Source organism: Streptomyces pilosus (assembly GCF_014649835.1).
GTDB classification, from domain to species: Bacteria; Actinomycetota; Actinomycetes; order Streptomycetales; family Streptomycetaceae; genus Streptomyces; species Streptomyces pilosus.
Map to the genome: position 1 here is coordinate 169,442 of NZ_BMTU01000011.1, position 13,695 is coordinate 183,136.

Genomic DNA, 13,695 nt, shown 5'->3' on the forward strand with positions numbered 1-13,695 from the left:
CTTGCCGTCCGCCGCACCCCCGTCCCCACGGGGTTTCATGGGTGGATGTCCCCGCCCGGACCGCTCATCCGGGCCTGGGGTCGCCGCTCAGCGCCCCAGCATCTCTCCCACGGACGACGCCTGTATGGCCACCGTCTCCCACCCGTCGAAGACGAGAAGGAGCAGGACCGCCAGAGGAAGGGCCATCAGCGTCGCCACCAGCGGGTGGCGACGGCTCTCACCGTGTTCCCGCGTGCGGACGACGGTCCGCGGTGCCGAGTACGCCATGGTCCCTCTCCTGGCCGTTTCTGTTGACTTTGGCAGCGGCGGGCGTCTGACCTCGGGGGACGAGTACCGCACCCGCCGCTTGACCTCAAATCTAGGGGCCCGGCACCGCCGGGGCGTCATGCCCTCGTACCGATTGCCGGGCCTCCCGGAGGATGAGCCTCGTCCTGCCCCGTACTCCCCTGGGTGGAGACGGAGTCCTAGGTCTCGGGGTCATCCCCGAAGGGCCGCCCGCTCTGCCCCTGTTTCTCCGATCCGTCCTCCCGCGGCACCGGCTGTTCCACCAGTGCGAGCACACGGTTCGCCATGAAACGGGCCGTTCGTACGACCGCACCGGTACGGGTGACTTCGCTCACTTCGACCACCCCCCGGCGCACCGCGGTCTCCACCCTGCGTCCCGCCCTGCTCGCCACCACCTCGTACGTGCGCGTCGTGTCCCCGGCGTCCACGACGATCTCCACGCGGTCACCCTTCACGCGATCAATCCCCCTTCACCGTCAGTTGGTTGGGATCATCCGGCGGGCGAACCCGGCCTGTCCGCCAGCCCCCTGACCACCCTTCAAGTCTCCCACCCGGCACTGACAATCGATCGGTTCGAGAGGGCGCGGCCTCTGCGCACGGGCCGCTGTGGAAACGTAAGCTGTGGCACGTCACAGGACCGGGCAGCGGGGATGAACATGGCGATGATGCGCCTGAGGCGCGAGGACCCGCGCGTCGTCGGCTCTTTCAGGCTTCACCGACGGCTCGGCGCGGGCGGGATGGGCGTGGTCTACCTGGGCTCCGACAAGAAGGGGCAGCGGGTCGCGCTGAAGGTCATCCGGCCGGATCTGGCGGAGGACCAGGAGTTCCGTTCACGGTTCGCGCGGGAGGTGTCGGCGGCCCGGCGCATCCGCGGCGGCTGTACGGCCCGGCTGGTGGCCGCCGACCTGGACGCGGACCGGCCGTGGTTCGCCACGCAGTACGTGCCCGGCCCGTCGCTGCACGACAAGGTCGCCGGCGAGGGGCCGCTGCCGGCCGCCGACGTCGCGGCGGTGGGCGCTGCCCTCTCGGAAGGGCTGGTCGCCGTGCACGAGGCCGGTGTGGTGCACCGGGACCTCAAGCCGTCCAACATCCTGCTGTCCCCGAAGGGGCCGCGGATCATCGACTTCGGCATCGCCTGGGCCACCGGCGCCTCGACGCTCACCCACGTCGGCACGGCGGTCGGCTCGCCCGGCTTCCTCGCACCGGAGCAGGTGCGCGGGGCGGCCGTCACACCGGCCACGGACGTGTTCTCGCTGGGTGCCACGCTCGCCTACGCGTCGATGGGCGACTCCCCCTTCGGACACGGCAGTTCGGAGGTGATGCTGTACCGCGTGGTGCACGAGGAGGCCCAGCTGCACGGCGTCCCCGACGCGTTGGCACCGCTCGTCCGCGCCTGCCTGGCCAAGAACCCCGACGAGCGGCCCAGCACGCTGCAACTGTCGCTGCGGCTCAAGGAGATCGCCGCGCGGGAGGCCCAGGGCCTGGCCGACGTCCGCCCGCCCGCCCCGCGCGCCCCGGAGCCGGACCGGTCCGGCGGGCGCCTCGCGGAGACCCATCCCGAGCGGGCCCGGCGCAGGCAGGGCGGACCGGGGACCCCGCCCCCGCGCGGTCGCGGTACCGCGCCCAGGAACAGCGGTTCCTCCCCGGTGCGGGGCAGCAGGGGCGGGCCACCCGCACGGGGCGGGTCCGCGCGGGACAGCAACCCGCGCGGGGGCGTGCCGTCCCGGAGCGGATCGCGCCCCGCTCCCGCGTCCCGGAACACCACGCGGTCCGGCACCGGTGCGCGCCGTCCGGGACCGCGGACCACCGGAACCGGTCTGCGGCCGGCCAATCCGCGGCTGCTCAGGCAGCGCCTCTTCGTGTTCGTCGTGGTGACGCTGGTCGTCGCGCTGGGCATCGCACTGGTGCAGGGCTGCCAGGGCCCGGGCTGAGGCCACGACGGCGGCGGCAGGGCCCGATCGGCTCGCGCGGGCGCGCCCCGGCCGCGTGCCGCCCGCCCGCGGAGGGCCTCCCGAAAGCCTTCTACCGCGGACGTCCCGTGGTCACCGCGTAGAAGGCGACCGCGGCCGCGGCTCCCACGTTGAGGGAGTCGACACCGTGGGACATCGGGATGCGGACCCACTCGTCGGCGGCCGCGAGGGCCCGCGCGGACAGGCCGCTGCCCTCCGCGCCGAGCATCAGCGCCACCCGTTCCATCCGGTGCGCGGCCACGTCGTCCAGGGGCCGGGCCTTCTCGCCGGGGGTGAGCGCGAGCAGCCGGAACCCGGCCTCGCCCACCGCCTCCAGCCCGCGCGGCCAGGTGTCCACCCGCGCGTACGGCACGGAGAACACCGCCCCCATCGACACCTTCACGCTGCGCCGGTACAGGGGGTCGGCGCAGTCCGGTGAGAGCAGGACGGCGTCCATGCCGAGCGCGGCGGCCGACCGGAAGATCGCGCCGATGTTGGTGTGGTCGTTGACGGACTCCATGACGACGACCCGGCGGGCGGTGCGGAGCACGCCGGCCGCCGTGGGAAGGGGCCGGCGCTGCATGGAGGCGAGCGCGCCGCGGTGCACGTGGTAGCCGGTGACCTCCTCGGCGAGCGCGGGCTCCACCACGTACACCGGGGCGTCGGAGCGGTCGATGACGTCCCGCATGACGTCGACCCACTTCGCCGACAGCAGCATCGAGCGCATGGCGTAGCCGGCTTCGCCGGCGCGCCGGACGACCTTCTCGCCCTCGGCGATGAACAGGCCCTCCGCGGGTTCGCGCCGGCGGCGCAGTTCGACGTCGGTCAGGCCGGTGTAGTCGTGCAGCCGGGGGTCGCCGGGGTCGGTGACGGTGATGAGCTCGGCCATGTCAGGCCGCCTCGTGCGGGCCGACGCCGACGACCTCGCCGATGACGATGACGGCCGGCGGCTTGACCTGCTGGGCGACGACGGTCTCGGCGACGGTGGCGAGGGTGGCGTCGACGCGGCGCTGGGCGGCGGTGGTGCCCTCCTGGACGAGGGCCACGGGGGTGTCGGGGGACCTGCCGTGCGCGACGAGCGTCTCGGCGATCCGGCCGATCTTGTCGACGCCCATGAGGACGACGAGGGTGCCGGTCAGCCGGGCGAGGGCAGGCCAGTCGACGAGGGAGCGTTCGTCGTCGGGGGCGACATGGCCGCTGACCACGGTGAACTCGTGCGCCACCCCGCGGTGGGTGACGGGAATGCCGGCGGCACCGGGCACGGAGATGGAGCTGGAGATGCCGGGGACGACGGTGCAGGCGATGCCCGCCTCGGCGAGCGCCTGGAGTTCCTCCATGCCCCGGCCGAAGACGTAGGGGTCGCCGCCCTTGAGCCGGACCACCGACTTGCCCTGCTTGGCGTGTTCGATCAGCGCGTTGTTGATGGCCTCCTGGGCCATGAACCGGCCGTAGGGGATCTTCGCGGCGTCGATCACCTCGACGTGCGGCGGGAGTTCGGCGAGCAGGTCGCGCGGGCCGAGCCGGTCGGCGATGACGACGTCGGCCTCGGCGAGCAGGCGGCGGCCGCGCACGGTGATCAGGTCGGGGTCGCCGGGGCCGCCGCCGACGAGGGCGACGCCCGGCGTGCGGGTGCGGTGGTGCGGCGCGACGAGCGTGCCGTCGCGCAGGCCCTCGACCACTGCGTCGCGGACGGCGGCGGTGTGGCGCGGGTCGCGGTCGCGTGCGTCCGTGGTGAGGACGGCCACCGTGACGCCCTCGCTGGTGCCGGTGGCCGGGGTCCACGCCGTCGCCGCGTCGGCGTCGTCCGAGCGGACGCACCACACGCGGTGCGCCTCCGCCTCGGCGGAGGCCCTGTTGTTCGCCTCGGTGTCGCTGGTGGCGATGAGGGCGTACCAGGCGGCCGCGAGGTCGCCCTCGGCGTAGGGGCGCCGGTGCCAGGTGATCTCACCTGCGTCCGCCATGGCCTCCACGGAGGGGGTGGCCTCGGGGGACACGAGGTGGATGTCGGCGCCGGCGGCGATCAGGGCGGGGAGGCGGCGCTGGGCGACCTGGCCGCCGCCGAGGACGACGATCCGGCGGCCGGCGAGGCGGAGGCCTACGGGGTAGGCGGGGTGTTCGGCCATCAGGTGGGGCTCCTCGGACAAGCGGGGGGTCAGCGGGCACGCTGCGGCTTTGGAGCGGGCCTGACGGGGGGATTTTAAGCGCGCCCGCGGTGGGGGCCGGGGTGGGTGGGGTGTTTTCCCGGCCCGCCCCTTCCGGGGACGGTGAGACCGCCCCCGGCCCCGCACGTGCGGGTGGACGGCCGTGCCCGCCCGTTCCGCCCGGGGGTACCACCCAGACCCTTGAGGTACTGGGGGAGGAACGGGGAGCGCACAGCCGTCCGGGCTACTTCTCGGTCACCCCGGCCGAGTCGAACGTCGCCACCTCGTGCATGGCCCGGGCCGTGCTCTGGACCAGGGGGAGCGCCAGCAGCGCGCCCGTACCCTCGCCGAGGCGAAGGTCGAGGTCGACCAGGGGGCGCAGCCCGAGGGTGTTGAGGGCGGCCACGTGGCCGGGCTCGGCACTGCGGTGGCCCGCGATGCAGGCGGCCAGGACCTCGGGGGCGATGGCCCGGGCCACCAGGGCGGCGGCGCCGGCGCTGACGCCGTCCAGGATCACCGGCGTGCGCAGCGACGCGCCGCCGAGGAGGAGGCCGACCATGGCGGCGTGTTCGAAGCCGCCCACGGCGGCGAGGACGCCGAGCGGGTCGGCCGGGTCCGGCTGGTGCAGTTCGAGGGCGCGGCGCACCACGTCGGTCTTGCGCACGAGCGTCTCGTCGTTGATCCCGGTGCCGCGGCCGGTGACCTCGGCCGGGTCGGCGCCGGTGAAGACGGAGATGAGGGCGGCGGACGCGGTGGTGTTCGCGATGCCCATCTCACCGGTGAGCAGGGCCTTGTTGCCGGCCGCCACCAGGTCGCGGGCGGTCTCGATGCCGACCTCGACGGCCTGTTTGGCCTCCTCGCGGGTCATCGCGGGACCGGTGGTCATGTCGGAGGTACCGGCGCGGATCTTGCGCGGCAGCAGACCGGGGGTGGCCGGCAGGTCGGCGGAGACGCCCACGTCGACGATGCAGACCTCGGCGCCCACCTGGGTGGCGAAGGCGTTGCAGACCGCTCCCCCGCCGAGGAAGTTGGCCACCATCTGGGCGGTGACCTCCTGCGGCCAGGGGGTGACGCCCTGGGCGTGCACGCCGTGGTCACCGGCGAAGATCGCGACGGCCGCGGGTTCCGGGATGGGCGGCGGGCACTGGCGGGACAGGCCGGACAGCTGGGCGGAGATGATCTCCAGCATGCCGAGTGCCCCGGCGGGCTTGGTCATGCGCTTCTGGCGCTCCCAGGCCTCGCCGAGCGCCTTGGCGTCCAGCGGGCGGATCTGCGCGACGGTCTCGGCAAGCAGGTCGTGGGGGTCCTCTCCGGGCAGGGCGCGACGCCCGTACGTCTCCTCGTGCACCACCCAGGACAGGGGGCGGCGCTTCGACCAGCCGGCCTGCGCCAGTTCGGGCTCGTCCGGGAACTCGTCGACGTAGCCGACGCACAGGTAGGCCACGACCTCCAGGTGCTCGGGGAGCCCCAGCGCGCGGACCATCTCGCGCTCGTCGAAGAAGCTGACCCAGCCGACGCCGAGCCCTTCGGCGCGGGCGGCGAGCCAGAGGTTCTCCACGGCGAGCGCGGACGAGTAGGGGGCCATCTGCGGCTGGGTGTGGCGGCCCAGGGTGTGCCGGCCGCCGCGGGTGGGGTCGGCGGTGACGACGATGTTGACCGGGGTGTCGAGGATGGCCTCGATCTTCAGGGCCTTGAACTGCTTGGCCCGGCCCTTGGGGAGGGACTTGGCGTAGGCGTCGCGCTGGCGCATGGCCAGTTCGTGCATGCTGCGCCGGGTCTCGGCGGAGCGGATGACGACGAAGTCCCAGGGCTGCGAGTGGCCGACGGAGGGCGCGGTGTGGGCGGCCTCCAGGACGCGCAGCAGCACCTCGTGCGGGATGGGGTCGTTGCGGAAGCCGTTGCGGATGTCCCGCCGCTCGCGCATGACCTTCAGCACGGCCTCGCGCTCGGCGTCGTCGTAGCCGGGGGCGGCCGGACCTGCGGCCGGAGCCGTTTCCGGTTCCGTGCCCGCGCCCGCGCCCCGGGTGTCCAGGTCGTCCGGGTCCTGCGCGGGTGCGGCGCCGGCGCCGGCGGGTACGGCGACGGGCTCGTCGTGCTCCGCGGCCGGGACGCCGACGCCCTGCGGCGGCGTCGGGGCGGGGACGGCGTCGGCCACGGCGACGGGCCCGCCCCGGGGCTGCTCCGGCTGAGGTGCGAGGAGGGCGGCGGGGGTCTGCTGGGGGCCCTGGACGGGCTCCGCCGGAGCCGGCGCCTCGGGGGCGTCGGGCGTCCCGTCGACGGCGGGGGGCGCCTCCGTGATCCCGGCGGCCGGGGGCGGGGACGGCACCGGTGCGGCGCCGGGGACCCCCCCGGGCGGGGCGTCATGGGTGGTTGCGGCTTCCGGGGCGGCCGGGACACCGTCCGTCGCGGCCGTCTGCGGCGGACCGGGCTCCGCGGCGGGTGCGGCGGGGGCGGACAGGGCGGGGTCCGGGGCGGCGGGCGTCCCGGGGAGGTCCCCGGCGGTTCCGGTGCCGGGCACCGCCGCGGTCTGCGGCGCGGCGGGCTCCGTGGACGGTACGTCCGGGGCGGCCGGTGCCTCGGCGGCCGGCGCGTACTCCGCCGCGACGGCGTCGGCGGCCGGTTCCTGGACGGTCTGCGGCGTCTGCGCGGCGTGGGCCGGGTCCGCTCCGGCGGCGTCCGCGTCCGGCGCCGGGAGGGGGTGCGGTTCCTCGATCGCCGGGGCGGGCGGCTCGGACGCCACGGCGGCCGGATACGTCTCCGGGCCCGTGGCCCCGGCGCCCGGCGCCTGAACGGGGTGGATCTCCTGGGCCGGCCCGGGCGTTGCGGCATCCGGTACCGCGTCGGTCACCGGCTCCGCGGCGACCGGGGCGTCCTCGGCCGCGGCGCCGGCATCCGGAGCCGCGACGTCCGCGTCCGGGGCCTCGACGGCCGCGTCCGGGGCCTCGACGGCCGCGTCCGGGGCCTCGACGGCCGCGTCCGGGGCCTCGACGGCCTGCGGCGCCCAAAGGTGTCCGGCGGTGTCCGACACGGGTTCGGGTTCCGGCGCGGGGGCGTCCGCGACCGGGGCCTCGGCGATCGGCGGCGCCTCGAAACCCTGTGCGGGTGCGGGAGCGGCGTCCTCCGCGGGCGGCACGCTCACCGGGGCGGCCTGCTCCGACGGCTCGGCCGGATCCCCCTGCTCCGGCGCGAAGGCCGGTACGGGCTCCCCCGCGTCCGGGGCCTCGAAAGCCACCGGAACCTCGGGAACCGCCGCGACGCCGGGCATCTCCGGCAGCTCGGGCACCTCCGGCACCTCGGGGGCCTCCGGCACCTCGGGCACCGTGGCCGTCTCGGGCGCCGTCGCCGTCTCGGGCGCCGTCGCCGTGTGCTCCGGCGCGGTGTCGCCGCCGACGGGGATGCCCGCACCCTCGGTGTCCCCCACCGCGAACGCCTCCGTGGCGACGACGGGGGTGACGACGGCCTGGGCGGCGCCTGCCGAGCCCGCGGGCTCCGCCTGCGGGACGACGGTTTCCGCGGCCGGCGCCCCCGCGCCCACCGCGGGCTGCGCGCCCCAGGGGGCCGCGGCCTGCGGTGCCGTCGCCTCCCGGGCGCGCGGGACGTCGAGGTACTCGGGGCCGAGGGTCGGCGGGCCCGCCTGGCGGGCCGGGAGGTCGGCGGGGCCGCGGTCGGCGAGGGAGCGGACCGGGCTCGCGGAGACGTCGGGGATGGGCGGGCCGAGGTGCAGCGGGCGGCGCGGCGCGGCCGGCGCGGCCTGCGGCCGGCCCGGGTCGGGGAGCCGGACGCCGCCGAGGTCGACCGAGCCGGTGTCGCGGCCCGCCGTCTCGTGCGGTCCGGGCTCGTGCACCGTCTCGACGACCGGTTCGGGCGCGGGCGGAGCGATCTCGTTGCCCCAGGCGCCCTGGGCGCCCGGCAGCAGCAGGTCTTCGTCCTCGGCGGGACTGTCGGAGAGGTAGGTGTACGCGTCGGGCGCGGGGACGCCCGGCTGCTCCACCATGCCTGCGTTCTCCGGCAGTCCCTCGCCCGGGACCTGGCCGGTGTCGGTCATGCGTACCCCTCGCCCATCGGTTAGTGCTCCTACGACCAGCTCACCCGGAACGGCGCACCGACCGCCCCACACTGAAGAACGAGCGTGCGTCCCCAGCGGCACGAACGGCCCGCCCGAAAAAGGCGACAAAGCCATTCACTGGCATTGTCGCGGCCGCACGGCCGTCGCGTCAGCTTGATCGGCGACGGTTCCGCTGTGGACTGCGCCACGTTGCGCGTCCTCCGGTTGTCTGCCGTACCACGACCCACCCCAAAACGGGCGCGGTCTCCGGACATTGAACGACGAAGCGCCGGGTGTCCGGGTGCGGTACAACGATCGGCCAGCCTACCCCGCGCGGTCGGACAATCCGATCACGGGGACGGCAATCGGATCACTTGCCGCGAGCGGGCAGCACCCCGCTGAGCAGGAACGCGACGCTCCGCTCCTTCTCCGTCCAGGCCCGGGTGTCGAGTTCGAGGGACTGCAGCAGCGCGCACTCGACCCGGTAGCCGTGTTCCGTCAGGTCCCGGCCGATGAGTTCGGCCGCGTCCCGGGTCGCGGCGTGCGCGACGATCCGCTGCGGGCGGCGGTCGGCGACCGCGGAGACCACGGCCGCTCCCCCGCCGCCGACCCGGACGACGTCCGGTTCGGGCAGGTCCTCCAGTACGTGGGGCGCGGTGCCGTGGACGATCTGGAGCTGGACCCCCTGCCGGCGGGCGGTGGAGTCGGTGCGGGCGCAGGCGTCCGGGTCGCTGTCGACGGCGATGACGGCGGCGCCGGCCCGGGCGGCGTCGGTGGCGAAGGCGCCGCTGCCGCAGCCGATGTCCCAGACGAGGTCGCCGAGGCGCGGTCCGAGGCGGGCGAGTTGGGCGGTGCGCAGGGGTTCCCGCTCGCCCTCGCCGAGTCCCCCGCCGTACTCCTCGGCGGGCAGCGTCCAGCCGCGCGGGCCGGCCGAGGGGTCGCGTCCGGCGATCCAGCCGCCGGCGTCGCCGCCCGCGGCCCGCCCGCCGATGACGATGACGACGTTGGGGTCGCGCCAGGTGTGGTCGGCGGCCTTGTCGGAGGTGACCACGCTGACCTGTTCGCGCGGGGTGCCGAGTTCCTCGCAGACGACGAAGGTGCGGTGGACCCCCTCCATGAGCAGGCCCAGTTCGGCGGGGCCGGCGCCGGGTGAGGTGAGCACCGCGACCTTGGTGTGGGCCCGGCACACGTTCACCGCGCGGCGCAGGGTGCGCGAGTGGGCGACCACCACGTGGGCGTCGTCCCAGGGCATGCCGGCGCGGGCGAAGGCGGCGGCGACCGAGGAGACGGCCGGCACCACTTCGACCTCCAGGCCGAACTCGGGTGCGCGCAGGGTCCGTACGACGCCGAAGAAGCCGGGGTCGCCGTCGGCGAGGACGACGGCCGTGCCGCGGTGGGCGGCGACGCGGCGGGCGGCGAGGGCGACGGAGCCGAGCCGGAGGCGTTCCGCCCCGGGGGGCACCTCGGGGAGTGCCAGGTGGTGGGCGGCGCCGGCCACCAGTGTGGCGGCGCCCAGCGCGGCGCGGGCCGCTGCGGTCAGCGGCGAGCCGTCCCAGCCGATCACCGTGACCCGGTCGGCCATCGTTGTCAGTCTCCAGGGGTCTGCGCGGGTCGTCGTCGGCGGTTCCGCCCTCGGGGCGGTCTGCTGAGGTTACCCGGTGCGGTCGCCGGCCGCTGCGGGGGTGCGGCTCGCGGCGGGAAGCCGGTGGGGGTGTCAGTTCCAGTCGGGGTAGCTGGAGAAGCCGGTGCTGTCGGCCAGTTGGCCGTCCGCGCCCTCGACGTCCTCGGGCAGCAGGCTCCAGACGATGTAGTCGGTGCGCACGTGGCTCCACCCGCCGTCCTCGGTGCGGGCCCGGGCTATGCAGGCGCCGCGCAGCACGCCCTCGCTGATGCAGCCGATCTTCTGCGCGACCTGCTGGGCGGCGGTGTTGTCGGCGGCCGTGCGCAGCTCGACGCGCTGGAGTCTCTGGTCGCCGAAGAGCCACTGGGCGGTGGCGAGGGCGGCCTCGGAGGCGTAGCCCTCGCCGCGTGCCCAGGGGGCGACGATGTAGGACAGTTCGGTGGACCGCACCTGCCAGTCGGTCCCGCCGAGCCGGATGACGCCGACCAGGCGCTGGGTGAGGAACTCGGTGACGGCGAGGACGAGTCCGCGGCCGGAGGCGCGCAGGGCGGGGGCCTCCCGGGTGATCCAGGTGCGGGCGCTGTCCTCGGTGAAGGGGTGGGGGGCGTCGGTCCAGGCGGTGACCTGTTCGTCGTTCATCATGGCGGCGAGGGCGGGGACGTCGTCCGTGTCGAGGGGACGCAGCACCAACCGCTCCGTGCTGATGGAGATGTCGGGGAAGGTGCTCGTCATGCGCCGCTCCGTAACCTGAGAGACCGTCGGATACCGCTGAACTGCCCAGCATGCAGCATGAAAGCACCGGAGCGCACCACGGGGGCCACTCCGCGCAGCGGAGTGGCCCCCGTGGGTGGCGGGGTGCGCCGGATCAGAAGGAGGCGAGCACGGAACCGGCGTACTTGTCCTCGATGAACTTCTTCACCTCGGGGGAGGTGAGGAGCTCGGCGAGCTTCTTCACGCGCGGGTCGTCCTCCTGGCCCTCCTTGACGGCGAGGAGGTTGTTGTTCGGGTTGTTCTCGGCGGCCTCCAGGACCAGGGCGTCCTCGGCGGGCTTCAGGTCGGCCTCGATGGCGTAGTTGCCGTTGACGACCGCCGCGTCGACGTCCTCCAGGGAGCGGGGCGTCTGGGCCGCCTCCAGCTCCTTGAACTTCAGGTCCTTGGGGTTCTTGGTGATGTCCGCCGGGGTGGCCGCGGTGCCGACGCCGTCCTTGAGGGTGATCAGGCCGTTGGCGGCGAGCAGCTGGAGCGCGCGGCCCTCGTTGACGGTGTCGTTGGGGATCGCGACGGTCGCGCCCTTCTTCAGCTCCTCGGCCTTGCCGACCTTGTCGGAGTAGAGGCCCAGCGGCTCCAGGTGCACGTCGACGACGGACACGATGTGCGTGCCGTTCTTCTTGTTGAAGTCGTCGAGGTAGGGCTGGGTCTGGAAGAAGTTGGCGCCGACCGAGCCGTCCTCCGTCGCGGTGTTCGGAGTGACGTAGTCGGTGAACTCCTTGACCTCGAGGTCGAGGCCGGCCTTCTCCGCGAGGTTGTCCTTGACGAAGGTCAGGATCTCGGCGTGGGGCACGGGGCTCGCGGCGACGATCAGCGGGCCGGAGGTGTCGGAGGCGGCGTCGTCGTCGGCGCCGCAGGCGGTGAGGCCGAGGGTGAGGGCTCCGGTGGCGAGGACAGCGGTGGCGATCTTGGCGGTGTTACGCACGAAAAGTGCCTTTCCTTGGGTGGTGCGACCCCGTGGCGAGGAGCACGGGGAGTCTGGGGAGGGGGTGTCAGGCGACCTTGCCGACGTCGCCCGCGGCCGGGCCCCCGGCCTTCAGCAGGCGCAGCCTGGGGCCCGGGCCGGAGCGGGCGCCCCGCCGGTGCAGGGCACGGGCCGCGAAGTCGCCGGCGAACTGGATGACCGAGATGACGACGGCGAGGATCGCGACGGTGATCCACATCAGTTCGCTGTCGAAGCGCTGGTAGCCGTAGCGGACGGCGAAGTCGCCGAGGCCGCCGCCGCCCACGGCGCCGGCCATGGCGGAGTAGCCGATGAGGGCGATGACCGTGGTGGTGGTGCTGGCGATCAGGGAGGGCAGTGCTTCGGGCACGAGGACCTTGCGGACGATCGTCCAGGTGTTGCCGCCCATGGACTGCACGGCCTCGACGAGCCCGTGGTCGACTTCGCGGACGGCCGTCTCCACGAGGCGGGCGAAGAACGGGATGCCGCTGATGGCGAGCGGCACGATCGCGGCCTCGCTGCCGATGGACGTGCCGGTGACCCAGCGGGTGAAGCTGGTCAGGGCGACCATGAGGATGATGAACGGCATCGAGCGGCCGATGTTCACGATCTGCCCGATGACCTTGTTGACCACGGTGTTCTGCAGGAGTCCGTGCCGGTCGGTGAGGACGAGCAGGATGCCGAGCGGGAGGCCGCCGGCGACGGCGATCAGGGTGGACCAGCCGACCATGATCAGCGTCTCGATACACGCCTGTTCGAGCAGGGGCTGCATCTGGGACCAGGTCACTTGGCCGTCTCCTTCACCAGTGCGGGCTGTTCCCGGTTCAGCACGTCGATCTGCAGGCCCTGTTCGCGCAGGAAGCCGATGGGGACGACGTTGTCCTCGTAGCGGCCGGGCAGTTCGATGCGCATCCGGCCGACCTGGAGGCCGCCGACGGTGTCGATGGCGGCGCCGAGGATCGATATGTCGATGTTGTAGGTGCGCGAGAGCTGGGAGATGACCGGCTGGGTCGCGCTGTCGCCGTGGAAGGTGACATCGAGGACGGTGCGGTCGTCGCCGGAGGCCTCGCCGCCGACCGGGAAGAGCGCGGAGGCGAGTTCGGAGCCGGGGGTGGCCAGCAGGTCGCTGACCGTGCCGGACTCCACGATGCGGCCCCGGTCCATGAGGGCGGCCGAGTCGCAGATCTGCTTCACGACGTCCATCTCGTGCGTGATGAGCAGGACGGTGAGTCCGAGCTGGCGGTTGAGGTCGCGCAGGAGCTGGAGGATCGAGCGGGTGGTCTCGGGGTCGAGGGCGCTGGTCGCCTCGTCGGAGAGCAGCACCTTGGGGTCGCCGGCCAGGGCGCGGGCGATGCCGACGCGCTGCTTCTGGCCGCCGGACAGCTGGGCGGGGTACGCCTTGGCCTTGTCGGCGAGACCGACCAGGTCGAGCAGTTCCAGCGCCTTGCGGGAACGTTCCTTCCCGGACGTGCCGAGGATCTCCAGGGGCAGTTCGACGTTGTCCTGCACGGTGCGCGTGGACAGCAGGTTGAAGTGCTGGAAGACCATGCCGATCCGGCTGCGTGCCCGGCGCAGTTCCCGGCCGGCGCGCGGACCGCGTCCGGCGAGGGCGGTGAGGTCCTGGCCGGCCACGCTCACCGTGCCGGCGGTGGGGCGCTCCAGGAGGTTGACGCAGCGGATGAGGGAGGACTTGCCGGCACCGGACTGGCCGATGACGCCGTAGACCTCGCCTTCGCGGACGTGCAGGTCTACGCCGTCCAGGGCGGTGACCTCGCGACCGCGTGAGCGGTAGACCTTGGTCAGGCCGGAGGTGGTGATCACGTGGGTATCCGTCACTGTCGAGTGCGCGGCGGCTCAGGGAGCACCGGGCACGAGGCAATCAGGGTCGAAAGCAGCCGGAGCGGCACGTGGCGGGGCGCGGCGGCGGAGACCGCCGGGACACG

General features: G+C 74.3%; 11 protein-coding genes. 1 reads left to right on the forward strand and 10 read right to left on the reverse strand.

The window, feature by feature from the left end; translation table 11 throughout:
• Positions 1-87: 87 nt before the first annotated feature.
• Together IE118_RS25035 and IE118_RS25040 are read right to left on the reverse strand one after the other, a co-directional pair.
• Positions 88-267 (reverse strand): hypothetical protein, encoded by a 180-nt coding sequence (locus IE118_RS25035; RefSeq protein ID WP_189560287.1) that lies wholly within the window; start codon positions 265-267, stop codon positions 88-90.
• Positions 268-464: 197 nt separating this feature from the next.
• On the reverse strand, positions 465-740 hold the full coding sequence (locus IE118_RS25040) for a DUF8836 family protein (RefSeq protein WP_189560288.1): 276 nt from the start codon (positions 738-740) through the stop codon (positions 465-467).
• A gap of 195 nt (positions 741-935) precedes the next feature.
• On the opposite strand from IE118_RS25040, the gene IE118_RS25045 reads away from it, so the two are divergent.
• Complete coding sequence (locus IE118_RS25045) at positions 936-2,216, forward strand: serine/threonine-protein kinase (protein WP_189560289.1); 1,281 nt, start codon at positions 936-938, stop codon at positions 2,214-2,216.
• A gap of 91 nt (positions 2,217-2,307) precedes the next feature.
• Here IE118_RS25045 and IE118_RS25050 read toward each other — a convergent pair whose 3' ends face one another.
• The 8 genes from IE118_RS25050 to IE118_RS25085 all read right to left on the reverse strand — a co-directional run bounded on the left by IE118_RS25050 (position 2,308) and on the right by IE118_RS25085 (position 13,573).
• Positions 2,308-3,123, reverse strand: a complete 816-nt coding sequence (locus IE118_RS25050) for a TrmH family RNA methyltransferase (protein WP_189560290.1) — start codon at positions 3,121-3,123, stop codon at positions 2,308-2,310.
• A 1-nt stretch (position 3,124) separates the two neighbouring features.
• Positions 3,125-4,357 (reverse strand): uroporphyrinogen-III C-methyltransferase, encoded by a 1,233-nt coding sequence (gene cobA / locus IE118_RS25055; RefSeq protein ID WP_189560291.1) that lies wholly within the window; start codon positions 4,355-4,357, stop codon positions 3,125-3,127.
• A 262-nt stretch (positions 4,358-4,619) separates the two neighbouring features.
• A complete protein-coding gene (cobT, locus tag IE118_RS25060; protein WP_189560292.1) occupies positions 4,620-8,420 on the reverse strand; it encodes a nicotinate-nucleotide--dimethylbenzimidazole phosphoribosyltransferase in 3,801 nt (1,266 codons plus the stop codon).
• Positions 8,421-8,790: 370 nt separating this feature from the next.
• A complete protein-coding gene (gene cbiE / locus IE118_RS25065; RefSeq protein ID WP_189560293.1) occupies positions 8,791-10,002 on the reverse strand; it encodes a precorrin-6y C5,15-methyltransferase (decarboxylating) subunit CbiE in 1,212 nt (403 codons plus the stop codon).
• A 132-nt stretch (positions 10,003-10,134) separates the two neighbouring features.
• Complete coding sequence (locus tag IE118_RS25070; protein WP_189560294.1) at positions 10,135-10,773, reverse strand: GNAT family N-acetyltransferase; 639 nt, start codon at positions 10,771-10,773, stop codon at positions 10,135-10,137.
• A gap of 133 nt (positions 10,774-10,906) precedes the next feature.
• The gene (locus IE118_RS25075; RefSeq protein WP_189560295.1) at positions 10,907-11,734 is read right to left on the reverse strand and encodes a MetQ/NlpA family ABC transporter substrate-binding protein; all 828 of its coding nucleotides are present in this window, start codon (positions 11,732-11,734) and stop codon (positions 10,907-10,909) included.
• Positions 11,735-11,801: 67 nt separating this feature from the next.
• Positions 11,802-12,539: a methionine ABC transporter permease gene (locus IE118_RS25080; protein WP_189560296.1), complete on the reverse strand. Its 738-nt coding sequence runs from the start codon at positions 12,537-12,539 to the stop codon at positions 11,802-11,804.
• Positions 12,536-13,573 carry a methionine ABC transporter ATP-binding protein gene (locus IE118_RS25085; RefSeq protein WP_189560297.1) on the reverse strand — a complete coding sequence of 346 codons (1,038 nt, stop codon included), beginning with the start codon at positions 13,571-13,573 and terminating at the stop codon, positions 12,536-12,538. Before IE118_RS25085 ends, IE118_RS25080 begins: the two co-directional genes overlap by 4 nt.
• Between the last annotated feature and the right edge of the window lie 122 nt (positions 13,574-13,695).